The following is a 25,187-nucleotide window of genomic DNA, read 5'->3' as shown; positions in this document are numbered from 1 at the left end:
CCATAATGTCGATGGACTGCTCACCATCCGCGATGCGGGTTTTGAGGATACCCAGGTTGCCGTCGATGCGGAAATTAGGCGTCACATTATAGATGGCCTCGAACTCAAGCCCCATCGACTCCGCATCGAAGTTTTCGTTCAGTGCGATCCGGTCCTGAATCTGCGACACCTGATAGTTGGTGTAATCATAATAGAAGGCCGTCGCATTCAGACGTAGACGACCATCCTGCAGGGTTATTTTCGCACCGATCTCGAACGCGTTCAGATATTCCGGCTCAAACAGCTCTGCCAGCGGTTGGGTCTGCATGACACGCGGGTCAATATCAGCGCGGGGCGGGTTAGCCCCTCCGCCCTTATAGCCACGCGAGTAAGACGCATAGACCATGACATCGTCCGTCGGCTTCCAATCCAGCACCGCGCGACCAGAGAATGCATCCCACGCCTGAACTATGTCAGGCTGGGCTGGATAGCCCCACGACACCCGCCCGCCGCTATACATACCCGAACCCAGCATATCCCACGTCCCGAGAAGGAGCTGGCTGGGATAAGGGGTGCTATTTTTTTCATCCTCGGTGTAACGCAGGCCGACAGTCAGGCGCCATTCCGGATTGATATCCCAATAGCCTTCGCCGAAAGCGGCCCATGATTCCGTAGAGACCACATTGCGGCTGCGGAAATAGTTGTGCCCATTGCCGTCGGACTCTTCGAGCGAGGCGTAGTCCACCCCGATGCATTCGAATTTGGAACCGTCCTTACAGACTCTGGGCATTCCGCCAGCAAAGTCATAATTGTAGAACCACTCCGCCAACATCGTGAAGATATTGTTGTATACGAAGTAGTTATCTTCAGTTTCAAACTTGGTGTAGTTCGCGCCAAGAGAGAAGTTGAAGCTTCCTTCCCAGTTCGACTGCAAGCGCAGCTCCTGGAAGAACTGATCATTATTCGACTTGCTGACATCCATCGACAGCATACGGGTTGACGGCCCGAGTTGAGGGTCAACATAGATGCCCCCCGGTGTCGGTCCATTTGTTACCTTGCCTGATGGAGACTTGAATCCCGTCGTATCAGAGAAAAGTGGTACCGAAGCAAAACGCATATAATCCTGTGACGAATAAAATTCGTCTTTTGTATAGAGGGTTTGCGAATGCAAGGTGAGATTATCAGTAATGTCAAATGCGACATTAAGCTGAATAACGTCATTTTTTACTTGGTACACCGGATCAATCGGTGTCGAAACTTCTCTTAGATCCCGTGATTGCGTCACACCACCAAAGGGATCAAAATTAAAGAACGGCGAATAGTTCGACCCTGCGGCCGTCGACCACTGTCTCGATGCAATAGGCAGGAACGCATAACCTGCACCTTGAGGGGTGCCATAGGCCGCATCATCATAAAGCGATCCCGGCAAACAACCTTGCGGCAGCTTTCCTTGTTCAAACGAGTTCGTTTTAAAGGTGTAGCCCGCCATCGAGGTCGGCCCCTGATCGCGCGTGCACAGCTGCTTTCCTGTGCGCGAGCGATTATCGTCTTCCTCGAAATGTTCCCAGATCAAGTTCGTGCGGAAGCGCTCATGGGGTTCCCAGGCCGCAGACAGACGCGTTGACCACAGGTCGCGGTCATTAACGTCGTTGCCGTTAAAGCTGTTGTAGTCAAAACCGTCGCGTTTGGTGAACGATCCGGCAGCACGCACCCAGAACGTATCCGATACCGGAATGTTCACCATGGCCTGGCCGCGCACAGTGCCGAAATTACCAAGTTCCGCCTTTGCCAGCCCTTCGTAGTTCGGCCCCGGCAGATTGGGAATCATATTCACAACACCCGCGGTCGCGTTACGCCCATAAAGCGTCCCCTGCGGGCCCCGTAAAACCTCGACGCGGTTCACATCCATATACTCCGACTCGAACAGCCGGTTCCGGATCATAGTGGAGTTATTAAATGCAATCGCAACGGCCGGATCCGAAGCCGATGATAGAGCCTTGGTCCCGATCCCGCGGATCGAAAAATTATACATGGAGAAGTTCGACTTCGAAAAACTCACATTGGGAACAGCACGGAGCAATTCCGAGCCGCCCTCGATCTTCATCGCATCCAGAGCCTCTGCACTAAATGCCGATACAGCAATCGGCACATCCTGAATGGACTGTTCACGTTTCTGGGCTGTGACGATGATTTCATCGACGGCCGTCGATCCCGTATCTTGCGCATGTGCAAGCTGGGAATAGCCGCTCGTCAGAGCGAGGACAGAAGCCGTAACGACCCACTTGGTGTGAGCGCGATTGTGTTGCGCCATGCGATTAAAACCTCCCCATGCGGGCGCAACGCATTCGCCTTGCCCCCTTGCCTCCGCCTGATTTGTGGCAATGCGTCCGGGCGGATCGTTCGCATACCTGCGATTTATCAATCCACTTACTCACGCAGCTGTCAATACCTGTTTACATCACTGTCCAATAGGTTTCTGCAGAGTGATGTGGGTAAGGCACGGCCAAAAAAGAGGCCGCCCCGAAGGGCGGCCAAGAATAGCGCCGGAGTTAGACGCATCAGCAGGATTGATGAGGCGGCGAGGATGCCGATACCGCTTTCATCAGGCCCCGGTTCGGAGGAAACGAAGCCCGCTTAAAATGACACTGTTGACTATAGTGTCAATATTGACGAACGGTTTTTTTACCGCTTAGTCTGCGCATACAACTTCGTTCTCGGTTCTTGCCGCGTTCGCCTCCTTCACTGCTGCGAGAAAACCGTCATGGATGCCGATGTCATTATAGTAGGCGGTGGACTGGCCGGACTGGTGGCCGCGCACGAGCTGCGCCACAAGGGCCGCAAGGTCGCGCTGGTCGATCAGGAGAACGCCCACAATCTCGGCGGTCAGGCCTTCTGGTCGTTTGGTGGTCTGTTTCTGGTCAACAGCCCCGAGCAAAGACGGCTCGGTGTGCGCGACAGTCTTGATCTGGCCTGGCGGGACTGGTGTGGCAGTGCCGGATGGGACCGGCTGTCCGGCCCGCTGGACGAAGACTATTGGGCAAGACAATGGGGCCGCGCCTATGTCGAGTTTGCCGCTGGCGAAAAACGCAGCTGGCTTCGTGACAACGGTATCAGCCTGACCCCCATGGTCGGATGGGCCGAGCGAGGATCGGGCCGTGCCGATGGTCACGGCAATTCGGTGCCGCGTTTTCACGTCGCATGGGGCACCGGCACCGGCGTTTCCGAACCCTTCGCCCATAGCGCCAGAGAGGCCGCTGCCGCAGGGACACTCACCTTCTACCACCGCCATCAGGTCGATGATCTGATTGTCGAAGCCGGTCGCGTCACCGGCGTCACCGGCACAGTTCTGGCCCCAGACAATGCCGCACGCGCCGTCCCGTCCAACCGGACAGCGACCGGCAGTTTTACCCTACGGGCGCCTGCGGTTGTTCTGGCGACCGGCGGGATTGGCGGCAATCACGAGCAGGTCCGCAGATACTGGCCCGCCCGCCTTGGTAAGCCGCCAAAGCAGATGATCACCGGCGTCCCCGCCCATGTGGATGGCCGCATGCTGGACATTGCCGAACAGGCTGGCGGTCGCATCGTGAACCGCGACCGCATGTGGCACTATGTCGAAGGCGTAAAGAACTGGGATCCGGTTTGGCCGCGTCATGCCATCCGTATCCTGCCCGGCCCGTCACCTCTGTGGCTGGATGCGCTAGGCCGCAGACTGCCCTTCCCCGCCCTGCCCGGTTACGACACCGTGGCGACGCTGAAATATCTGCGCACCACGCCCGATATCGCCGAACACGACCACAGCTGGTTCATCGTCACCCGCGATATCATGGCCAAGGAGTTTGCGCTGTCGGGTTCGGAGCAAAACCTCGACATCACCGACCGCAAGAAGCTGGCCGTGTTCAAATCGCGCCTGTCTTCGCACCCCCCCGCAGAGGTCGAAGCCTTCCGCCAGAAGGGCGAGGACTTTGTCACCGCCGATACGCTGGAAGAACTGGTGGCCAAGATGAACGGCCTAACCGAAACACCCCTGCTGGATGCCGCACTTGTCCGTCGCCAGATCGAAGATCGCGACGCTCAGGTGGACAACCCCTATGCCAAGGATGTGCAGATACAGGGCATCCATAATAGCCGCCGCTATCTTGGCGACCGCATGGCTCGCACCACCAAGCCGCACAGACTGCTGGCCCCCAAACATGGTCCGCTGATCGGCATTAAACTGCACACCCTGACCCGTAAATCTCTGGGTGGATTACAGACCGATCTGGCATCGCGTGTCCTTCGCCCTGACGGAACTGTGTTCGAAGGACTGTACGCCGCAGGCGAAGCCGCTGGATTCGGTGGCGGTGGCGTGCATGGATATAATGCTCTGGAGGGGACCTTCCTGGGGGGCTGTATCTTCTCCGGCCTGAACGCCGGACGCGACCTCAACGGAAAACTCTGAGATTACGGCCGCAGCAAGCGGCACATCTAAATCAACCGCGCCGGATCATCGGTCCGGCTCCATACGGCTGCGGGGAGGCAGACGTTTATGGATTCATCCATTGTATTGATCGGACTTCCGGTCGCGCTGGGCATTATCATGTTCGGCCTCGGTCTGGATTTAACGCCCGCCGACTTTGTGCGCGTGGCCCAAAGACCAAAGGCCGCCGTGGTGGCTCTGGGCTGCCAGCTTTTATTGCTGCCCCTCGTCTGTTTCGGGTTGTGTATCGCCTTTGGACTGCCGCCACTGATGGCCGTAGGGATGATGCTGCTGGCCGCATCCCCCGGTGGCACCACCGCCAATCTGTATAGTCACCTGTTCCGTGGCGATGTGGCCCTGAATATCAGCCTGACCGCCATCAACTCGGTCATTGCCGTCATTACCTTGCCGATCATCGTCAATCTGGCTGTGGCCTATTTCCAGCCCGGCGACATGCAGGTCGGTCTGCAATTCAAAAAGACGCTCGAAGTCTTTCTGATTGTGCTGGTGCCCGTTGCGATCGGCATGACTGTGCGGCGTTTCTATCCCCGCTTTGCTCGCGCCATGGACAAGCCTGTGCGGCTCGGCTCGATCCTGATCCTGACCGTGGTCATTCTGGGCGCAGCCCTGTCGGGTCGCGAAGCTCTGATGCAGCATCTGGGTAGCCTGCTCGGGATTGTCGTTCTGTTCTGCCTGCTCAGCCTATCCCTCGGCTTCTTCGTGCCGCGCCTGCTGAAAATCCCGCACAAGCAGGCCGTCGCCAGTGCCTTCGAGGTGGGACTACACAATGCCACACTGGCCATCGTCATCGCCCAGTCGGTCCTGCGTAGTCCCGAGATGAGCCTGCCCGCTGCCATATACGGCGTGATGATGTTCCCTCTGGCCGCCGCATTCGGTGTCATGCTGACACGGCGCAAAACAGCCTCCTGAAACCATAATGGCCGATAGCATCCCGCTATCGGCCATCACTTTATATAGGTGCGCTGTACGACCTCAGGCCGCCTTGGCCCCCGCATAGGCATTCAGCATTTGCGGCGGCACCCTATTATAAAGATAGGGTACTGGGATTTTCAGCACGCGCCTCGCCTCTTCCAGAGGCATAGCCATCAGGACGGCATAGTCCTGCGAAGGAAGCCACGCCGCTTTACGGCCGTCGCGCCATGCCTGCCAGACAGCACGCGCACACGGATATCCGGTACGGGCGCGGGCAAATTGCATCCCCACCGCAAAGGCGATTACACCAAAACCCTTGCTGCGCGTCTGCGGCAGGGAGAACGCTACGAGACAGCCTTCGCCCAGCGCATTGGCTCCATATCCGGTCAGCACATGCCAGACATCATGCACGTCGCGTAAGCGCCGCGCATACCAGGCATGGGGATGCGCCGCCTCGATCTCGCTGTCGGCGACCTTGCGGCTTTCATCCACCAGCCCATAGGCCGAGAAGTTCTGTGCCTCGATGAATGCCAGATAGGCCCGCCCCAGACTGCCCTCCGGCAGGCTGCGCAAGTAATTGTGATCCTGAAACACATCGGCCAGTTCGGTCCGGTGATAGGCCGCCACGCCCCCCACAGGTGAATTCAACATCCTGCGATAGCCCCACTGCGTCGAGCGGCCGACCAAAGCATTCATAATTTCAAATACCTGCTCGGTATCGTCCTTATCCGCGATCAGCCTGCGCACGGCTTTTAAGGCCCGCAGAGGCTGCATGGTTTTACGAATATGTGCAGAGGCAGGGCGTGAACGAACCCCTGTCTTCTGCATTATTTCCGCTGCGGAAACTTGAGCGGTGAGTGTCGCCACTTGAAGTCCCTCCTGTTTGGGGCGTAAGACACATTATCTACAGGGATGTCATTTACATTAATGTCAATTGAAACACAAGCCCGCCCACGTCGCCGCCGTCGCTCGCCCGAAGAAGCGCGTCGCGAAGCCTTGACCGAAGCCCGCACCCTGCTGCTCAGCGGCGGGCCGGATGCTGTGACCCTGTCGGCTGTCGCGGGGCGCATCGGTGTGACCCACGCCAACCTGATCCACCATTTCGGCTCGGCCGGCGGTCTGCAATCAGCCCTGATGGGCTCGATGGTTCACGATCTGGCCAGCGCCATTCAGGATGCAGTCGAGCGTCTGCGCACCGATGACGGCGCACCGCTCGAAGTCGTCAATGCCGTGTTCGAGGCCTTCTCGACCGGCGGAGCGGGTCGATTGGCGGCCTGGATCGTCCTTTCGGGGGACCTGTCCCATCTGGAGCCTGTGCGGATTGCGGTTCAGGATCTGGTCAAGGCCATCGATACCAAGATCGGCAATGGCGACCGTCTGCCGCCCAAGGCTATCGGCTCGGCAGTATTGTTCATCGCCCTGACCGCCTTTGGCGAGGCCCTGATCGGTCCGCCCCTGCGCGACATGCTGGATCAGGACGAGGATGCCAGCCGCAATGTCGTGGCCCAGCTTCTTCCCGGCTTCTTGGCAAAGAACAGCGTTTCTTCCTGAAACTGAGGCTTCAGGCGTCAATTCGCCTCACCATTTCCGGCTAAAGCGTCCTTTTTTTTCGTACTCTGGCGATTTAGTGATCGGACAGGGGCGGTCCTCTTTGTTAAAAAACAAAGGCAACCGTGGTTTGTTTAAACCACGGACGCTGCTTCACATTCCGGATACGCCGCACCATGCCGTATCCATCCCTAAATTTTATTCCTGTCGCAGGGCTTCCCCTGCATCCTAAATTTCGGAGACGCGCCCGCGGATGAATCAGGCTCTCTTGCTGCTGATACCCTTTGCCACCCCTTTTATTGCAGCAATTGCGGCAAGCTTCTTGCCGACCAAGGCCCGAAATGCCGCCGCGACACTGGCCTCTGCCGCATCTCTAATCGGCGTCATCGCGCTGCTCTGCCTCTATCCGGTGATCGCTTCGGGCCAAGTCGCCCGTTTTGCCGTCGAATGGCTGCCGACACTGGATATCGCGTTTCGCCTGCGCCTTGACGGTTTTGCATGGCTGTTTGCCCTGATTGTTCAGGCGATCGGTGCGCTGGTGGTGCTCTATGCCCGCTACTACATGTCGCCCGAAGATCCGGTCCCGCGTTTCTTCTCGTTCCTGATGGCCTTTATGGGGGCCATGACCGGCGTGGTCATGTCAGGCGACATGATCCAGTTGGTGCTGTTCTGGGAACTGACCAGCTTCTTCTCCTTCCTTCTGATCGGCTACTGGAACCACTCTGAATCCGCCCAGAACGGTGCTCGTATGGCCCTGACGGTCACCGCACTTGGCGGATTATGCCTGTTGGCCGGTGTGGTGGTGCTGGGGCGTATTGTCGGCAGTTTCGACCTGGATGTCGTTCTGGCCTCGGGTGATGTCATCAAGAACAGCCCGCTCTATCTTCCGGCCCTGTGCCTAATCCTGATGGGGGCCCTGACCAAGAGCGCCCAGTTCCCGTTCCACTTCTGGCTGCCGCGCGCCATGGCCGCCCCCACCCCCGTCAGTGCCTATCTGCACTCGGCCACCATGGTGAAGGCAGGCGTCTTCCTGCTGGTACGATTCTGGCCGGTTCTCGCGGGCACACCCGAATGGGGCTATATTGTCGGCGGCGCGGGTATGTTCACCCTGTTGTTCGGCGCATGGACAGCGGTATTCCAGAACGACCTGAAAGGCCTTCTGGCTTATTCCACCATCAGCCATCTGGGCCTGATTACCCTGCTTTTGGGCATGGGCACGCCGCTGGCTCTGGTGGCCGCCATCTTCCACATCGTCAACCACGCCACCTTCAAGGCCTCGCTGTTTATGGCGGCCGGTGTGATCGACCACGAAACCGGCACGCGCGACCTGCGCAAACTGTCCGGCCTTCGCAAGACCATGCCCTATACGGCCGCGCTCGCAATTGTCGCCGCCGCCGCCATGGCCGGTGTGCCGCTGCTGAACGGCTTCCTGTCCAAGGAAATGTTCCTCGCCGAGGCCCTGCAAGCGCCCGAAGGCCGTGACTTCTCGCTGCTGGTGCCGGTGCTGGCGACCTTGGCCAGCGCCCTGTCGGTTCTGTATTCGGTGCGCTTTATCCATCAGGTCTTTTTTGGCCCGCCTGCGACCGACCTGCCCAAGACCCCGCACGAGCCTGCCCGCTGGATGCGCTTCCCCATCGAACTGCTGGTTCTGATCTGCGTCCTTGTCGGTACGATTCCCGCCCTGACCATCGCGCCGGTACTCGGCTTTGCGGTCAAGTCGGTTCTGGGAGACGCCACCCCCTATTACAGCCTGTCGATCTGGCACGGTTTCAACCTGCCACTCCTGATGAGCTTCATCGCCCTGATCGGTGGCACCACGGCCTATGTGCTGGTGGGCAAACGCATCAACCGCGCCGAAAAGGCATGGATTGTCGGCCGCTTCAGCGGTGCCCGCGCCTTTGACCGCGCCATGCGCTGGATGAATATCAGCGCCGAATGGATCGTGCTGCAACTGGGCTCCAAAAAGCAGCAGTGGCGCATCCGTGTGCTGATGATCACCGCCCTGCTTGCAGCCATTGCCGCTGTCGGCTTTGGCGGTCTGGGCATGAAGGAGGCCGGCGTCACCATCCAGCGTCCCGGCATCGGCTTTACCCTGATCTGGATCATCGCTAGCGTCTGCGCGCTGGCGGCGGCATGGCAGGCCAAATATCACCGCCTCGCTGCGGTCATCCTGATGGCCGGATGCGGTCTGGCCAGTGCCCTGACCTTTGTCTGGTTCTCCGCACCCGATCTGGCTGCCACACAGATACTGGTCGAGATCGTCACCGGCGTTCTGTTGCTGCTGGGCCTGCGCTGGTTGCCCAAACGCGCGGTCGAAATGGCCCCGCCCAAGATCGACTTCGCCTCGCGCCGCCGTCGCGCCATGGACATGACCATTGCCGCCCTGGCCGGTCTTGGTATGGCCGCACTTGCCTTTGCCGTCATGACCCGCCCCGGTGGCAGCCACCTGTCCAGCTTCCTGCTCGAAGAATCCTATCCGCGTGGCGGTGGCAGAAATGTCGTCAACGTCCTGCTGGTGGACTTCCGCGCCTTTGATACGCTGGGCGAGATTACCGTTCTGGGCATTGTGGCCCTGACCATCTGGGCCTTGCTGCGCCGCTTCCGGCCGGCCGAGGAAAGCCGCGGCATCACCGAACAACGCCGCGTTCAGGATCGCCACGACAAGCTGCACCAGCAGCGCCAGTCGGGCGACACCCTGCGCGAGACCATGCTGATCCCGTCGGTTGTCATGAAGTGGACCTTCCCCTTCATTATCCTTCTGGCGCTACATCTGTTCCTGCGCGGGCACGACCTGCCGGGCGGCGGCTTTGCGGCCGGTGTGGCCATGTCGGTGGCCTTTATCCTGCAATACATGGCCGAGGGCGCACGCTGGGTGGAAGAACGCCTGCGTATCCGCCCCCTGTACTGGATTGGCGGCGGTCTTTTGATCACCACCCTGACCGGCATGTCCTCGTGGCTGTTCAACTATCCGTTCCTGACCACCTATTTCCAGTATGGCAGCCTGCCATGGGTCGAAAAGGTGCCCCTGGCCACCGCCGTCATCTTTGACCTTGGCGTAGCCCTGCTGGTCGTTGGGGCCACCGTGCTGATGTTGACCGCTATCGCGCACCAGTCCTTGCGTACCGCCCGTGAAATCGAGCCGGTCGAAGCTCCCGAGGAGGGCGTCTGATGGAAATCATTCTGGCCATCGGCATTGGCATTCTGACCGCTTCGGGTGTGTGGCTGCTGCTGCGCCCGCGAACCTTTCAGGTCATTATCGGCCTTGGCCTGCTGGGCTATGCCGTCAACCTGTTCATCTTCGCCATGGGCCGCCTCAAGGCCGGTGCGCCGCCTCTGGTGCATCCCGGCAAGGTGGACACCTCGGCCTATGCCGACCCTGTTCCACAGGCACTGGTGCTGACGGCTATCGTCATCTCCTTTGCGCTGACCGCCCTTTATCTTGTGGTGCTCCTGACCGCCCGTGGCATCACCGGCACCGACCATGTTGACGGGCATGAATCCGAATGACGCCGTCACTTTTCGAACACCTCACCATCCTGCCCATTATCCTGCCCCTGATAGCAGCGGCCATCATGCTGCTGCTCAAGGAGCAACGCTACAAGACCAAGGCGGCCCTCAGTCTGGCCGTCTGCGCCGCCATTCTCGGCACGGCCCTGTTGCTGCTGCAGGAAGCCAGTATCGGCGGATCGGGCGGCACCGATACAGCCCGCGTCTATAGTCTGGGCAACTGGGCCGCACCGTTCGGTATCGTGCTGGTGGCCGACCGCCTGTCCACCCTGATGCTGGCCCTGATCGCCGTTGTCGGAGCGGCAGGCCTGATCTTTGCGCTGGCCCGCTGGGACCGTGCAGGGCCGCGTTTCCACGCCCTTTACCTGTTGCTGATGATGGGCGTGAACGGGGCGGTTCTGACCGGCGACCTGTTCAACCTGTTCGTCTTCTTCGAGGTCATGCTGGCTGCCTCCTATGGCCTGTTGCTGCATGGCTCGGGCGAGAAGCGGGTACGGGCGGGGCTGGGCTATGTGGCCATCAACCTGACCGCCTCGCTGTTCTTCCTGATCGGGGTGGCGCTGGTCTATGGCACAATCGGCGCGCTCAACATGGCCGATATTGCCGCGCGTGTTCCCTTCATCGCGCCCGAAGACCGCGCCTTGTTCGAGGCCGGCTGCGCCATTCTGGGCATCGCCTTCCTGATCAAGGCCGCCGCATGGCCGCTGGGTCTGTGGTTGCCGGGGGCCTATTCGGCCGCCAGTGCGCCGGTTGCCGCCGTCTTTACCCTGCTGTCCAAGGTCGGGGTCTATGTGCTGCTGCGCCTGTCGATGCTGATGTTCCATCCCGACAGTGGCGACAGCGCGGGCTTTGGCCAGTCGATCCTGCTGGTTCTGGGACTGGCCACCGTCATCTTTGGCGGAGCGGGCGTCATCGCCGCCCAGCGTCTGGAACGGGTCATCGGCTATGCGGTCATGGCCTCGTCCGGCACCGTACTGGCCATTGTCGGTCTGGGGCAGGCCAATGCCCTTGGCGGGGCGCTCTTTTATATGACGGCTTCGACACTGGCCTCGGCGGCCCTGTTCCTGATCGCCGAGATTCTGGTGCGCGGCGAAGACCGTGCCGCTGATGGCACCGATGCCTTTTTCGATGACGAATATACCGACCCGTTCGAGGCCGACGATGTCGAGGAGGTGGGCCGTGTGATGCCGCGTTCGCTGGCGCTGCTGGGGGCCTTCTTTGCCCTTGCGGCTCTGGTGGTGGCCTCCATGCCGCCGCTGGCCGGCTTTATCGGCAAGCTGGGTATCTTTATCGGCCTTCTGGAAGGCGAAGGGGCCTATCTGCCTGCCAGCTGGTGGGTGATCGGTATCCTGACCTTCTCCAGCTTCGCGACCCTGATCGCTCTTGTGCGCTTTGGTATCGACGGCTTCTGGAAACGTGACGAGAGCAGTGCGCTGGCGGTTCGCAGTCCCGAATTTGTCGCCATTGGCGGGCTGATTGCCTGCTGCCTGTGGTTGACCATAGCGGGCGGTGCGGCCCTGTCCTTTGCCGAGCATACCGGCGACTGGCTCACCCGCCCCGGTGACTATGTCGCTGCGGTTCTGAAAGGGCGCTTGTAATGATCGCCAGAGTTTTCCGGCAGGTTCTGCCCCACCCTATCCTGTCCGTGGCGCTGTTCATGGTCTGGATGCTGATGTCCTCGCCCGCAGGATCCGGTCACGCCACCATCGCCCTGATCGTCGCACTGCTGGTGCCGCAAGTCATGCGCGTACTGGAACCCGATATGGTTCAGGTACGAAGCCCGCTGTCCATTATCCGTTTGTTCTGGAGACTGTTCCTCGACGTTCTGTCGTCCAACTGGAACACAGCCAGAATTGTGCTCGGCTATCGCAAACGCACGCGCAAAGCGGGCTTCGTCAACATCCAGCTGGAATGCAGCAACCGCTATGCACTGGCCTGTCTGGCCATCATCGTCACCAGCACGCCGGGCACCACATGGGTCCAGTATGACCGCTATTCGCGTGTCCTTCTGTTGCATGTTCTGGACCTGCGCGAAGAGGACGACTGGAAGGCCATCCTCCATAACCGCTACGAGCGCCTGCTGATGGAGATCTTCCCATGACGCCCGCCGCCATTGTCTATTGGGGCACCGGTTTCGCGCAGGTGGTTCTGGCCCTGTCCATGCTGGTCTGCGCATGGCGTATCCTGATCGGGCCACGCGCTCAGGACAGGGTTCTGGGTCTGGATACGCTGTATGTGAACGCCATGCTGCTGATCCTCGTCCACTGCATCCGCATGTCGTTGACCGCCTATTTCGAGACCGCCCTGATCCTGGCCATCATCGGCTTTACGTCCACAGTCGCACTGGCCAAATTCCTGATGCGCGGCGAGGTGATCGAATAATGCTGACCGCACCCGAACATATGCCCGACATCCCCATGTGGGCCGCCATTGCGGTGACCGCCCTGTGCATTTTCGGCGCATTGCTGTCGCTGTTGGGCAGCGTCGGCCTCAAGACGCTCAAAAGCATGTACGAGCGCCTGCATGCGCCGACACTGGCCTCGACACTGGGCATGGCCACCATCGTTGCGGCCATGGTGATCTATTTCAGCTTTGCCGAAGGTCGACTGACGCTGAAACCCCTGCTTATCGCGATCTTCCTGACGGTCACGACCCCCGTCACCATGATCCTTCTGGCTCGCGCCTCCATCTATCGGGATCGCGTCGAAGGCCGGGAAGGCGTCCCCAAAGACGACATGTAATCACGCTCCAAAGGCCGGAAGCCACCGCTTCCGGCCTTTTCCTTACCGAAGGTTCACTTGAACGCAGAGCCACTTCTGATTGAGTGCGCGATACACTGCGAGCAGGGGGCTCTTTAATGCTGTCGATTACCAATCTCACCCATATCTATGCCAATGGCACACGCGCTTTGGACGATGTGTCCCTAGAGATTCCACGCGGCATGTTCGGCCTGCTGGGCCCGAATGGGGCGGGCAAGTCCACCCTGATGCGGACCATTGCCACCCTGCAATCGCCCACCTCGGGCACCATCAAGTTCGGCGAACTCGACGTCATCAAAGAACCGGAAATGCTGCGCCGGACCCTTGGCTATCTGCCGCAGGATTTCGGCGTTTATCCGCGCGTCTCGGCCTATGACATGCTGGACCACATGGCCATCCTCAAGGGCATCAGCTCGGGCAAGGAACGCAAGGACACCGTCGAGACCCTGCTCAACCAGGTCAATCTGTGGAATGTCCGCAAGAAAGCCATTGCCGGTTTCTCGGGCGGTATGCGCCAGCGTTTCGGTATCGCACAGGCCCTGATCGGCAATCCGCAACTGATCATTGTGGACGAACCGACCGCCGGCCTCGACCCCGAGGAGCGCAACCGCTTCTTGAACCTACTGGCCGAGATCGGCGAGAACGTCGTCATCATCCTGTCGACCCACATCGTCGAGGACGTGGCCGACCTGTGCCCGCGCATGGCGGTTCTGGCCGGTGGCCGTATCCAGCTGGAAGGCGCGCCTCTAGCCCTGATCGACAGCCTCAAGGGCCGCGTCTGGCGCACCGCCATCGAGAAGTCGGAACTGGAAGACTACCGCCAGCGCTTCGAGGTGATCTCGACGCGCCTGTTTGCCGGTCGCACCCTGATTCACGTCCTGTCCGACACCTCGCCGGGAGCAGCCTTCGAGCCGGTCAGCGGCAACCTCGAAGACGTTTACTTCTCGACGCTCAGCGCCTCGCGCCGCGTCCCAGCCGCCGCCTGATCGGGAGCAAACCAACATGCTCGCCAAAATCGCGGCCTTTGAATTCCGCTATCAATTGCGACAGCCCACCTTCTGGGTTGTCACCATCCTGTTCGGCCTGCTCAGCTTCGGCGTCATGGCGGCCAGCGACAATATCCGCATCGGTGGCTCGGGCGGCAATGTCTATATCAACGCCGCCTCGATCATCATTACCGTCCACGCGATCCTGAACCTGTTCTTCCTGCTGGGGGCTGTCGGCCTTGTGGCCAATGCCGTGTCGCGTGACACCACCACCGGCTATGGCCCGCTAATCAATGCCACCCCCATCAGCCGGTTCGACTATGTGCTGGGCCGGTTTGCAGGCTCGTTCCTCGCTGCCGCCCTTGCCTATTCCAGCATCAGTATCGGCCTGATCCTCGGCTCCTTCATGCCTTGGATCGACCCCGAGACCGTGCAGGGGCTGCGCCTTGGCGACTATGCCTATGCCTATCTGGTGTTTGGTCTACCGGGCCTCTTCTTCACCTCGGCCGTCGTCTTCAGCCTCGCCACCCTGACCCGCTCGATGATGGCCAGCTATGTCGGCGCTGTAGGCCTGATCATCCTGTATTTCGTGGTCACTTCGACCCTGTTGTCCAAGCCGGAAATGCGTGAACTGGGCAGTTGGCTGGAGCCTCTGGGCATCGGCGCATTTAGCGAAATCACCCGCTACTGGACCCCCGCCCAGAAGAACACCCAGCTTCCCGAACTGACCGGCGTCCTGCTGGGTAACCGTCTGCTGTGGACCGGCGTCGGCCTTGCCTTCCTGGCCGCTGCCGTCGCCTTCTTCAGCCGCTCCGCGCGCGGAAACTCCGAAAAGAAACAGGCCAAACTGCAAAAGGCCGAAAAGAAGTCCGCCGTCCACGCACCGCAAGCCCGCCCTCTGGCCAGCGGCCGTTACGGTTTTGCCCAGTCCGTCAGCCAGTTCATCGCCCGTACCCGCTTTGAAATGGGCCTGATCTTCAAGAGCCCCGCCTATCTGGTGCTCATGCTGTTCGGCTTCCTGATGGCCATCACTACCCTGTTGTTCGGTGGCGAGATGTACGGGGTGAAGACCTTCCCCGCCACGCGCGACGTCATCCAGATGCTGCAAGGCTCGTTCTCGTTGGTGACGATTGTGATCGCCATCTACTATTCGGGCGAGCTGGTCTGGCGTGATCAGGACCGCAAAATCCACGAGATCGTTGATTCCACCCCCGCCGCCGACTGGACCTTTATGGTGCCCAAGGTGATGGGTCTGGCCCTTGTGCTGATCTCGACACTGGCCCTGTCGGTGTTTGCCGGTCTGATCGCCCAGATCGTCCGTGGCTGGTACAATTTCGAGCTGGGTAAATACCTGTTCTGGTATGTGCTGCCCGACAGCATCGGCTTGATCATGATGGCCATCCTGTCCATCTTTGTTCAGTCGATGTCGCCGAACCGCTTTGTCGGCTGGGCCGTCATGGTGGTCTATGTGATCTTCACCATCATCGCCTCGGGCTTTGGCTGGGATCACTACCTGTACAACTTCGCTTCGTGGCCTTCGGTGCCCCTGTCGGACCTGAACGGCACGGCCGGTTTCCACACTGTGGGTCTGCCCGCCGTTCTGTACTGGACCGCCTTCTGCGTCATGTTGATGGTGGCCATCTTTGCCCTGTGGCGTCGTGGAACCGAGACCCGCTTCAAGCCCCGCTTCCAGCGTGCCCCGCGTCGCCTGATGGGCTCTGCCGGTGTGATTGCCGGTGTGGCTCTGGCCGCCTTCGTCGGTCTTGGCGTGCTGGTCTATATCAACACCAACGTCTGGAACATCTACGAACGCAAGCCGAACGCCGAGGCCCGTATGGCCGACCGCGAGAAACAACTGCTGGCGTTCGAAAATACACCCCAGCCGACGGTCAAGGACGTCAAGCTGGACATCAAGCTGTTCCCGCATGACCGCTATATGACCACGGCGGGCAGCTATGTGATCGAGAACACCACCGACAAGCCTATTGCCGCTGTGCATCTGGGTTGGCCGCGCGAGACCGAGATGAAGATCGAGGTCGAGGGTGCCAAGCTGGAACGCGAATGGAAGCAGCACCAGTACCGCATCTACCGTTTCGATACCCCGCTACAACCGGGCGAGACGCGCACCATCAAGTTCGACAGCCGCTATGGTCAGCGCGGTTTCGGCGTCGGCTATCTGATGACCGACATCGTGGACAACGGCACGTTTGTGAACAACGGTGCCTTTGCCCCTTCGATCGGCATGGATCGCGGCGGTCTATTGAGCGACCGCACCAAGCGTCGCAAGTTCGGCCTGCCGGACGAGCTGCGCATGCGTGATCTGAACGACCCGCAAGGCCTGCTGAAAAACTATATCGGTGCCGACTGGGTCAATTCGGACATCACCGTGTCCACCGTGGCCGACCAGACACCGATCGCGCCGGGCTACAAGATGTCCGACACGACAGCCAATGGCCGCCGCACCGCCCGCTTTGTGTCCGAGGCCCCGATCCTGCACTTCTTCTCGGTGCAGTCGGCTGCCTATGAGGTGGCCAAGAAAACCCATAACGGTATCTCGCTGGAGGTCTATCACCACCCGAGCCACGGTGTTCATGCCCCGCGCATGCTGACCGCACTGGAAAAGAGCCTCGACTATTACCAGTCGGCCTTTGGCCCCTACCAGTTCCGTCAGGCCCGCATCATCGAGTTCCCCGGTTACAGCTCGTTCGCGCAAGCGTTTGCGAACACCATGCCGTACTCCGAAAGCATCGGCTTCAACGCCGACCTGCGTAAACCCGATGCCATCGACTATGTGACCTTCGTCACCGCCCACGAACTGGCGCACCAATGGTGGGCACACCAGATCGTCGGTGCCAATGTGCAAGGGGCGACAACCCTGTCCGAAACCCTCGCCGAATACTCGGCCCTGATGGTGATGGAGAAGATGTATGGTCAGGAACAAATCCGCCGCTTCTTGAAATACGATCTCGACAACTATCTGTCGGCCCGTGGTTCGGAGCGTCTGGGCGAGTTCCCTCTGGAACGCGTCGAGGCCGGTCAGGGCTATATCCACTATCGCAAGGGCGGCCATGTGCTTTACCTGCTGCGTGACCAACTGGGCGAGGACGTGGTCAACCGCGCCCTGTCCAAATTGCTGGCAGCGCACAAATTCGGCTCTGCTCCCTATCCGCGCTCGGTGGACCTGATCGCCGCACTCAAGGCCGAGACTCCGGCTGAAAAGCACGCCCTCATCACCGACCTGATGGAAAAGATCACCCTCTATGATCTGAAGGTCACCTCGACCCGCGCCACCCGCCGTGCCGACGGCAAGTGGGACGTGGTTCTGCAAGTCGAGGCGCGTAAGCTCTATGCCGATGACAAGGGCAACGAGAAGACCGCTCCGCTCGACGAGCAGATGGAAATCGGCCTGCTGATGAGCGAACCAGGTCTGGGTGTCATTGCGCCCAAGGACATTGTCCTTCTGGAACGCCACCCCATCCGCAGCGGCCCGCAGACCTTGCGTCTGGTGGCCAATGCCAAACCCAAATTCGCCGTCATCGATCCGTTCAGCCGCTGGATCGATCGGGATGCGAGCAACAATATCAAGCCCGTAGAATAGGCTGATAGACCGGACAGGTTCTTTTCTCCCCCGCAAACCTGTCCCCTAAAAGGGCGCTCAAACGAGCGCCCTTTTTTCTTGAGCGCACAAAAAAAGCCGGAAGCCCTTGCGGGTCTTCCGGCCAAGATAGGTTCGCCTGCCAAAAGCTTCATCAGCAAGGACGAGGGAGAAGATTGTTCATCGCGTTAATCGGAATGCAGGGCATTGATATAGATCATGCCCCCTCCGATTGGCTTGCGAGACGACACCCATGTCCTTTGAACTTGTGACAGGTATCGCTCTGACCCTGTCGGGCCTTGCCGCTGGATGGTTGACCGCCTTTGCAAGCCACCGCCTGCCACCGCTGGAACTGGGTCCAAAACCGCGCCGCTATCTGGTCATGCCCGTTGCCTGTGCTTTTATCGGCATGGCCTCGGCCGTGTGGGCGCAAGGACAGGGTCTGCCCTCGCCGTGGACAGCGGTGTTTACAGCCCTGCTGGGTTGGCAGCTTTTGCTGATCGCCGTGGTGGATGCCGAAAACTTCTGGCTGCCCGATGTCGTGACGGTGCCTCTAGGCATCACGGGCATTATCGCCGCCATTGTACTGCCCTACCCGCTGGGACAGGGCTGGATGATGGCCTTGCTGTCCGCACTGTTCGGATTCAGCGCCCTGTGGCTACTGGCCTTCCTCTACCGCAAGCTGCGCGGTCGCAGCGGTCTTGGCGGCGGCGACCCCATACTGCTGGGCATGGGTGCCGCATGGGTTGGCGCGCTTGATCTGGCCATCGTCCTGCTGGTGGCGTCGCTATCGGGACTGGCCGTCGTCATAGGGCTGAAACTGGCAGGCCGAAATCTGGACATGCACAGCAAGATGCCCTTTGGCACCTATCTGGCCATCGGCTTTGCCGTGGCGTGGCTGATGGTCTAGATCGCGCCAAGTCCTAAAAACGCCTCGGCGGCGGCGGCATCACCCGCCTCGAACGGCACCCGCGCCACCGAGTCATCGCGGAACAGGAACTCGATCCAAAACGGCTCGCGTGGATCAAGCTGCGTCACCCGCACCATGGCCTCTTGGGGAAACTCCCACGCCTCGCCCCGACGCTTGCCCTCGCCCAGCAGGGTGTCGGGCGCGTCCATCTGACGGGCCGCAAAAAACGCTTTACGCCCCGAGAAGGGCGGCATCTGCGCCTGACCGGCACTGACGGCATGAGCGCGCGGCAACAGGTCGACATCGCGCATCACCAAGCGCGCCGCATACGGGCGCGAGCGTCCGCTAAACGATACCACCACCGTCGGACTTGTCTCTTCCGGCGACAGTCCGGCCAGCCCGAAGCGCACAGCCGCTGTACCCACGCCACTGTCCTGCACCATGCGCCAACCGGTTTTCGATCCGGCAAAACGGTCTACCCGCCACGATTTGCTACTGGCCGGAAACTCCAGCCGCGCCGCACGGCTCCAGCGCGAAAAGGCATGGAGAATACGACCGGATGTTTCCTGCAAAGCCGGATCACCACACGACACGGCACGGCCCTGCCCCGTGGCACGGCTGGCCACCGCGCCCACCTGTGTCGTCTCATGACCTGCGCGCAGCAGCACTCCGCGCGTTTGCAGCGCAGCCGCCCCCAGCGCCTGTTCCACCGAGGCGTCAAACAGACGGCATTTTGTATTGGCCGCCAGAATAAAGCTGCGCTCGTGATAGGCTTGGGCCGTCGCATCCTGCGCCTGAGCCGGTACACAAGCGACCACAAGGGCAAGCACCAGCGCAGCGCCGCCCTGAATTCTGCGGGTGGCCTGAATGCTGCGGGTTGAATGCGTTACGGAACTGACGCGCAGATGTGAAACCGGTATAGTCATACCCTGTCTCTACCCCATCCGGTTTGACCGGAGGTGTGCAATCAAGGTTAGCAATTGCTTCTTTCAACAGATGTTTGGGTATCCGCCCTGATCCGTCGTGCCGAGTTGGACGGAGCCTTTGCTACCGTGGTCCGCAAGGGCGACATGCGTGCCGGCGATGTAGTCATCAAGGCCTATAACACCTCTGAACGCACCGCACGTCTCTATAGCCAAAGCGTCGATATGGACGGACAACCTTTATGGATTCAACCTGTTACAAGTGAGACGGAATCCGAGCTCGACGCCTATCTGGAACGCCGTCGTAGCTATGATCCCGACCTATGGGTGGTGGAAATCGAAGACCGTCAGGGTCGCCATTTCCTGCTGGAAAAGGTCGAAGGCGAAAAGACGGCCTCCTGAGAACATATCGCGCATGGTGAACACCTTGTTCACCGCGTTCGTGAACTCGTCCTCAAGCCTGCTGGCTTAAACCCGACATCGCCCAAAAGGGTGTTTGAAGGCAAAAGCCATGCTGTTCCTGCTCAATGATGTGGTGTTCACGCTTGATCCGCCATGCCCCGCCCCCCTGCGGGACGAGCGACGGTTTGATCCGCTGGATCTGGATGCGGCCATCGAACTGGCCTGCGAGCTTTTTGCCGAATACCCCGATTTGCAGCACACCCACCCCGAGCGGGCTCGCCGCATCGCATGGTTGCTGTCCCGAAAATCAGACGGGCTCAACGCCGCGCTTTTCACCGCTCCGCAAAAGGGCTGCGCGCCCGAACTGGTCGAGCCACGCTTTTGCGCCCTGCCCGATCTTATAATGCAGCAACTCAGCAAGCGCGCCGATGCCGGCAAGCTGCACGCCCGCACCACCGACCGCGCGATCTGGGGCCTCCACGCCGCCTGAGCGCGCTACAGACTTGCCATGCCAACATATCAAGTGCACAATTTCCCTTCGCACTTCGGGGGGAGAGCAACTTGGCACAAGTCTCTAAATTCAAATCGGTATCCTCTGCTTTAGTAACGTTGTTACTTTCATCTTCAACCCTCGCTTTCGCAGCGACGCCCGCTTTTGCGGACTGGAAGAAGTACGAAAGTCCGCGCTTTGAATTGTACACCGCTGGAACCGACCGCGAAGCCCGGAGCATGCTGACGGAGCTGGAAAATTTCGACTATGTCCTGCGCCTGTTTATGGGTCAGGACGTCACTGAAACCCCGCACCGCAAGCTGCCCATCTATCTGGTGACAAATTCGGGGCTAACCACCATTGCCCCTGCAGCCAGAGACCGGCTCGCCGGATTTTATACCTCATCGGGCGAGGATATTTTCGCCGTCGCAACGCGTGGCGACAACAACCATACCCTCAAGCATGAATACGCCCACCACTTCATGATGGCCGATTTTTCCTACCCATACCCTGGCTGGTTTGTGGAGGGGTTTGCCGAATATTATGGTGCGACCGAATTCAAACTCAGTGAAACACGCATCGGCGTTCCCAATGCGAACCGCGCCGCAGCACTCAGCTATCTAAGCTGGATGTCCATGAGTGAGTTGCTGTCCAACCGGCCGGTGACCAAAGCAAAAAATCTGGACAGTTATTATCCGCTGGCCTGGCTTCTGACGCACTGGTTCATGGGCGATCCCAACCGACGCCAGCAAATGGCGACTTACCTGCGCGATGTTGGCTCCGGCACAGACTCTGTCACAGCCTTACAGAATGCAACGGGCCTGACGCCCACCGAACTTAACCGAACGCTGCGCCGCTATATGGGCGGCCGCATTCCCTACTCGATTTTGAAAACCGAATACCCCGAGGTCCAAATCCAGGTCACGGTTCTACCGGAATCCGCCGACGATCTTCTGTTGCTGGGGCAAAGGCTCAAAAGCGGCTCCACCGAAGAGAACCGCCAGCCCACTCTGGAAGAGATTCGTCGCAAGGCCGCGCGCTATCCCGACGACACTCTGGCCTTGCTGATCCTGGCCCATGCCGAGTTGCACAATGCCCGCGATCCGGAAAAAGCCGTCGAGATTCTGGATCGCCTTCTGGCCATTGATCCAAACCATGTCGAGGCTTTGCAATATATGGCCCGGGCCAGGATGGATCTGGTGGACAAGGCCCTGGAAGCCAATGACGATGCCGCTGCAGGCCGTCACCGGCAAGAGGCGCAAGCCGCCCTGCGCACCGCCTACACAGCCGATGATGCCAACTATGCCACCTTCCTGCTGATGGCGGAAAACCGCAGGGGCGAGCCAAGCTATCCCACCGAAAACGACCTCGAGATTCTGGCTCTGGCCTATACTCTGGCCCCTCAGCTCGGCGAAGCCCGTTTCTACTATGCCGATGCCCTGCTTCGTCATGATCGCAATGCCGAGGCCATCGCCGTCATCGAGCCGCTAGTGAATAATCCGCACGGTGAAAACCCTGCGGCCAAGGCCCTGCTGTTACGCGCGAAGGGTTTAACAGAGGCCGATGCCGCCGCAGAAGAGGAAGCCTTGCGCCTCAAGGCCGAGGAAGAAGCCGAGGAAGACGACACCCAAACGCCTCCCGTCGCAGACTAGGCTGTACCGGCCTAAGCCTGTTCAGGACTTGCGGGCGTGTTCCAGAACCGCCCGCAAACCTTCCATCAGGGAGGTGCTATGAGGTGTCAGTTGGCAATCATCCTTGAGGATCAACCGCAAGGCCCGCACATGTACGCGCACGGTGTCAGGGCTCCAGCGCCCCCTGCTCTGCATGACATCCAATAGTTCGCACAGGCTATAACCGGCATCATAAAGCGGGCCGGTATCGAAAAAGCCCGCGAGGTCCAGCATCTGGCTGGTGATCCGGTAAAGCTCGGGGTCCGGTTCGGCCATCGCCCTCGCTGTGCGCTGCTCCAGTTCGCTGACCGCCCGCTCGACCGACTGCATGGCGTCGTGCTTGTGGCTCAGCAAACGCTCGTGCGAGCGACGTTCGATAGCGGCCACCGTTAATCCACCCGGCTCGGCCATTTTCTTGGACAGGCTGGAGACAACCTTGACGGCTGTCGCGCCTTCGCCCGTACCGACGGCCGTGCCGGAGGTAATCGTGGTTTTGACCGGGGCCGTCACAGTTGCACCTTCTGGGGTTTCAGCAGGGCATCGATATCCGACTGGTCCATATTGGCTTCCTTGGCGATACCGATATGGGCCGACAGGTCGCCCTTGCGGCGCCCCGCCTCGCCCATGGGCGGGCCATAGTTACGGACACGACGATCCGGCCCGACATAGGTCGGACATTCGATAAATTCGCGCTCGTCCAGCGCCAGCCACATGACCCGCTTCAGCAACACCTTCGGCGTGATCGGCTTGACCACAACAAAGCTGACACCACAGTCGCGCCCCTCCTGCACCTTGGCTTGGGACGCGTGGCCGGTGACCAAAATCACAGGTGTGTATTTCAACGGCGCAGACGTCTCGCGCCGTAACCAGCGCGTAAAAGCGTAAGAATCCATCTCAGGATCGGCGCAGTCGATAATAATCAGATCAACCGGCCGGTCTTGCAGCAGTTTTTGGGCCGCCACCGCCGAGCCCAGCTTGATCTGCTCGCGGACACCAAAGCCCTGGATCACAGAGCCAAGCATATCCAGAGCCTGCTGGTTATTATCGATCAGCAGGACCGTGGAATGCTCGAGATTGACCTGTTCGTCCTTGTTCATCAGTCAAACAGATGAAGCTCGCCAGAGGTCTGTACTGTGTCCTGCGCATTTGCAGCCGGTGCCTTGGGGCTACCGCGATGGGCCGCTTCTTGAAGACGCTCGGCCATTTCCGCCAGAGGCAGGGCCGCCAGTGCCGAATCCAGCGGCTGTTCGCGCGACAATGCCCCCGACAAACCCGACAGGGCTTCAAGCCGCTGGACCAGCACATCAAAGCTCTGGATACGCGCCATATAGGACAGACGGTTCTGGGCCGAGAGATGCGACATCACCTCGCCCATCAGATCGCCTGCCGATTTCACGCCCGTCGCGATATCGCCCAGTTCGGCCGAGACAGCCTGCAGCAAGGCCTGCGTATCGTGAGACATGTTCAGAACAACTCCAAATCGCCCGCAGCGACAGGTGGCAAAGTGACTTTGGGCGGCGGAACCGCTGCCACATCCATCACTGCCCTTTGTCGTGCGCGGCCACTAACCGGCCAATAATGCAGACGGCGGCCACCAAATCCACCCAGACTTCCGCCCAGCACCGCAATACCTTCATCGGCCATGAACTTTTCGGCAAAGGCCGCATTGGCCGCGCCGACATCGCTGAGGCTGTCAAACATACGTCCGCCGCCGAACAGTTTGGCTTCCAGACGTTCGCGTCGGCCACCCGCCTTGAGCACATCATTTATAAGCACCTCCATCGCATAGGCCCCGTAACGGCGGCTGGCGGCGGTGCCGTCCATTTCGCCTTCGGGCAGCAGGAAGTGGTTCATTCCCCCGACACCGGCCACAGGGTCGGACAGGCACAGGGCCACACAACTGCCCAGTACCGTGGTCAGCACGACCTCGGGATCAGAGGAGACAAAATGGTCCCCCTGTCCCACATGGACGCGCCTTTCCGTAGCCGACATGTCGGAGGTGTGCATTAGCTCAGCGGGCCAAAGACGGATTCCATCTTTTCTTTCAGCTGCTGGGTGGTGAAAGGCTTCACCAGATAGTTGTTCACGCCATACTGGACAGCACGCTGCACCAGTTCGCGGTCGGCGCGGCCGGTCAACATGATGAAGGCGGTCTTGGCAATCGGCGGGTGGGCGCGGATACCGCGCAGCAGGCCCAGACCATCAAGATTGGGCATGTTGAAGTCCGAAATCACCAGATGCACCGGCTTGGTAATGACGGCGCGAAGTGCGGCCTCGCCATCCGGCGCTTCTTCGATGTCGCGCACGCCGATCTGCTGCAAGCTGGTGCGGATCAGGGCGCGCATCGTCAACTGGTCATCTACGATCAGAGTGCGAATGGCAGAGGCTGCTGGCATGGATAGTCCTTACGCGACAGTCGTTTTGGCGCCTTTGGCGGCGCATGATTCAAGAATAGCGGGGGCAAGGCGGGTCAAAGGCATCTGGCGCTCGACAGCCCCTGCCTCGAAGGCAGCCTTGGGCATGCCATAGACCACGCACGAAGCTTCATCCTGCCCGAAGGTGCGGGCTCCGGCATCGCGCATGGCCTTCAGGCCCCGCGCGCCGTCCCGTCCCATACCCGTCAGAATGACACCCGTCATCGGACGCCCCAGTCGGGCCACCGATTCAAACAGCACATCCACAGACGGACGGTGCCCGTTGACCGGATCGGACGCCACCAGACGGCAACGCCCCCCGACCACGGTCAGGTGCGCGGCTCCACCGGGGGCCAGATAGACATGGCCCGCTTGCAAGACAGCGCCGTCCACGGCTTCCGTCACATTCACATTGGATGTGCGGTCCAGACGCGCCGCAAAGCTGCGGGTAAAGCTGGCAGGCATATGCTGGGTAATAACCGTGGCCGGACAATCCTTGGGAAAGCCCGACAAGATGGTCAGCAGCGCCTCGACACCGCCCGTGGACGAGCCAATCGCCAGAATATGGTTCGGATCGGCATGATAGACGCCCTGATGGGCCTGCACATTGCGGGG

Annotated in this window: 24 protein-coding genes; 15 read left to right on the top strand and 9 right to left on the bottom strand. The window is 60.1% G+C overall.

Annotation, left to right across the window (positions count from 1 at the left end; all coding sequences use genetic code 11):
- Positions 1-2,290, bottom strand: a 2,290-nt coding sequence (locus RSB01_RS08515; RefSeq protein WP_332625298.1) for a TonB-dependent receptor, incomplete at its 3' end; no start/stop codon positions are given.
- Between the two features lie 450 nt (positions 2,291-2,740).
- Between RSB01_RS08515 and RSB01_RS08510 the strand changes: the two genes are divergently transcribed.
- Both RSB01_RS08510 and RSB01_RS08505 read left to right on the top strand, forming a co-directional pair.
- The gene (locus RSB01_RS08510; RefSeq protein ID WP_332591603.1) at positions 2,741-4,417 is read left to right on the top strand and encodes an FAD-binding dehydrogenase; all 1,677 of its coding nucleotides are present in this window, start codon (positions 2,741-2,743) and stop codon (positions 4,415-4,417) included.
- Positions 4,418-4,504: 87 nt separating this feature from the next.
- A complete protein-coding gene (locus RSB01_RS08505; protein WP_332619770.1) occupies positions 4,505-5,365 on the top strand; it encodes a bile acid:sodium symporter family protein in 861 nt (286 codons plus the stop codon).
- Between the two features lie 63 nt (positions 5,366-5,428).
- Here the strand turns inward: RSB01_RS08505 and RSB01_RS08500 are convergent, their stop codons facing one another.
- Positions 5,429-6,196: a Coq4 family protein gene (locus RSB01_RS08500; RefSeq protein WP_332625296.1), complete on the bottom strand. Its 768-nt coding sequence runs from the start codon at positions 6,194-6,196 to the stop codon at positions 5,429-5,431.
- A 99-nt stretch (positions 6,197-6,295) separates the two neighbouring features.
- Here RSB01_RS08500 and RSB01_RS08495 point away from each other — a divergent pair, with 99 nt between their 5' ends.
- The 10 genes from RSB01_RS08495 (at position 6,296) to RSB01_RS08450 (ending at position 18,673) form a co-directional block, all read left to right on the top strand.
- A complete protein-coding gene (locus tag RSB01_RS08495) occupies positions 6,296-6,919 on the top strand; it encodes a TetR/AcrR family transcriptional regulator (RefSeq protein WP_332590325.1) in 624 nt (207 codons plus the stop codon).
- Positions 6,920-7,169: 250 nt separating this feature from the next.
- A complete protein-coding gene (locus tag RSB01_RS08490) occupies positions 7,170-10,085 on the top strand; it encodes a monovalent cation/H+ antiporter subunit A (RefSeq protein WP_332590324.1) in 2,916 nt (971 codons plus the stop codon).
- The gene (locus RSB01_RS08485; protein WP_332590323.1) at positions 10,085-10,423 is read left to right on the top strand and encodes a Na+/H+ antiporter subunit C; all 339 of its coding nucleotides are present in this window, start codon (positions 10,085-10,087) and stop codon (positions 10,421-10,423) included. Before RSB01_RS08490 ends, RSB01_RS08485 begins: the two co-directional genes overlap by 1 nt.
- Positions 10,420-12,021, top strand: coding sequence for a monovalent cation/H+ antiporter subunit D (locus RSB01_RS08480; RefSeq protein WP_332590322.1), 1,602 nt, complete (start codon positions 10,420-10,422; stop codon positions 12,019-12,021). The genes RSB01_RS08485 and RSB01_RS08480 overlap by 4 nt, the downstream gene beginning before the upstream one ends.
- Complete coding sequence (locus RSB01_RS08475) at positions 12,021-12,524, top strand: Na+/H+ antiporter subunit E (RefSeq protein ID WP_332590321.1); 504 nt, start codon at positions 12,021-12,023, stop codon at positions 12,522-12,524. The genes RSB01_RS08480 and RSB01_RS08475 overlap by 1 nt, the downstream gene beginning before the upstream one ends.
- Positions 12,521-12,805: a K+/H+ antiporter subunit F gene (locus RSB01_RS08470; protein ID WP_332590320.1), complete on the top strand. Its 285-nt coding sequence runs from the start codon at positions 12,521-12,523 to the stop codon at positions 12,803-12,805. Before RSB01_RS08475 ends, RSB01_RS08470 begins: the two co-directional genes overlap by 4 nt.
- Complete coding sequence (mnhG, locus tag RSB01_RS08465; protein ID WP_332590319.1) at positions 12,805-13,164, top strand: monovalent cation/H(+) antiporter subunit G; 360 nt, start codon at positions 12,805-12,807, stop codon at positions 13,162-13,164. The genes RSB01_RS08470 and mnhG overlap by 1 nt, the downstream gene beginning before the upstream one ends.
- 116 nt (positions 13,165-13,280) lie before the next feature.
- A complete protein-coding gene (locus RSB01_RS08460) occupies positions 13,281-14,168 on the top strand; it encodes an ABC transporter ATP-binding protein (RefSeq protein WP_332590318.1) in 888 nt (295 codons plus the stop codon).
- Positions 14,169-14,184: 16 nt separating this feature from the next.
- Positions 14,185-17,766: a M1 family aminopeptidase gene (locus RSB01_RS08455; protein WP_332590317.1), complete on the top strand. Its 3,582-nt coding sequence runs from the start codon at positions 14,185-14,187 to the stop codon at positions 17,764-17,766.
- A gap of 250 nt (positions 17,767-18,016) precedes the next feature.
- A complete protein-coding gene (locus RSB01_RS08450; RefSeq protein WP_332590316.1) occupies positions 18,017-18,673 on the top strand; it encodes an A24 family peptidase in 657 nt (218 codons plus the stop codon).
- On the opposite strand, the gene RSB01_RS08445 is transcribed toward RSB01_RS08450, so the two are convergent.
- Complete coding sequence (locus RSB01_RS08445) at positions 18,670-19,599, bottom strand: hypothetical protein (RefSeq protein WP_332590315.1); 930 nt, start codon at positions 19,597-19,599, stop codon at positions 18,670-18,672. The two genes, RSB01_RS08450 and RSB01_RS08445, sit on opposite strands and share 4 nt — an antisense overlap.
- Positions 19,600-19,653: 54 nt before the next feature.
- On the opposite strand from RSB01_RS08445, the gene RSB01_RS08440 reads away from it, so the two are divergent.
- From RSB01_RS08440 to RSB01_RS08430, 3 genes are all read left to right on the top strand, one after another.
- Complete coding sequence (locus RSB01_RS08440) at positions 19,654-19,998, top strand: DUF1491 family protein (RefSeq protein WP_332590314.1); 345 nt, start codon at positions 19,654-19,656, stop codon at positions 19,996-19,998.
- A 109-nt stretch (positions 19,999-20,107) separates the two neighbouring features.
- Complete coding sequence (locus RSB01_RS08435) at positions 20,108-20,488, top strand: hypothetical protein (RefSeq protein WP_332590313.1); 381 nt, start codon at positions 20,108-20,110, stop codon at positions 20,486-20,488.
- A gap of 239 nt (positions 20,489-20,727) precedes the next feature.
- A complete protein-coding gene (locus RSB01_RS08430) occupies positions 20,728-22,140 on the top strand; it encodes a hypothetical protein (RefSeq protein ID WP_332590312.1) in 1,413 nt (470 codons plus the stop codon).
- 21 nt (positions 22,141-22,161) lie between these two features.
- Here the strand turns inward: RSB01_RS08430 and RSB01_RS08425 are convergent, their stop codons facing one another.
- From RSB01_RS08425 to RSB01_RS08400, 6 genes are all read right to left on the bottom strand, one after another.
- Positions 22,162-22,668, bottom strand: coding sequence for a chemotaxis protein CheE (locus RSB01_RS08425; RefSeq protein WP_332619761.1), 507 nt, complete (start codon positions 22,666-22,668; stop codon positions 22,162-22,164).
- A complete protein-coding gene (locus tag RSB01_RS08420) occupies positions 22,665-23,255 on the bottom strand; it encodes a response regulator (protein ID WP_332619762.1) in 591 nt (196 codons plus the stop codon). Before RSB01_RS08420 ends, RSB01_RS08425 begins: the two co-directional genes overlap by 4 nt.
- Positions 23,255-23,620, bottom strand: coding sequence for a hypothetical protein (locus tag RSB01_RS08415; protein ID WP_332591979.1), 366 nt, complete (start codon positions 23,618-23,620; stop codon positions 23,255-23,257). Before RSB01_RS08415 ends, RSB01_RS08420 begins: the two co-directional genes overlap by 1 nt.
- A 2-nt stretch (positions 23,621-23,622) precedes the next feature.
- Positions 23,623-24,165, bottom strand: coding sequence for a chemotaxis protein CheD (locus tag RSB01_RS08410; RefSeq protein ID WP_332591978.1), 543 nt, complete (start codon positions 24,163-24,165; stop codon positions 23,623-23,625).
- Positions 24,165-24,554, bottom strand: coding sequence for a response regulator (locus RSB01_RS08405; RefSeq protein ID WP_332591977.1), 390 nt, complete (start codon positions 24,552-24,554; stop codon positions 24,165-24,167). Before RSB01_RS08405 ends, RSB01_RS08410 begins: the two co-directional genes overlap by 1 nt.
- Before the next feature lie 9 nt (positions 24,555-24,563).
- On the bottom strand, positions 24,564-25,187 hold a 624-nt coding region (locus RSB01_RS08400; RefSeq protein WP_332625294.1), incomplete at its 5' end, for a chemotaxis protein CheB.

It is taken from the genome of Brevundimonas sp. (genome assembly GCF_036659295.1).
In the GTDB taxonomy this organism is placed as follows: Bacteria; Pseudomonadota; Alphaproteobacteria; order Caulobacterales; family Caulobacteraceae; genus Brevundimonas.
The sequence above is the reverse complement of the archived record's forward strand: the minus strand, read 5'-3'. Positions and strand labels throughout refer to the sequence as shown.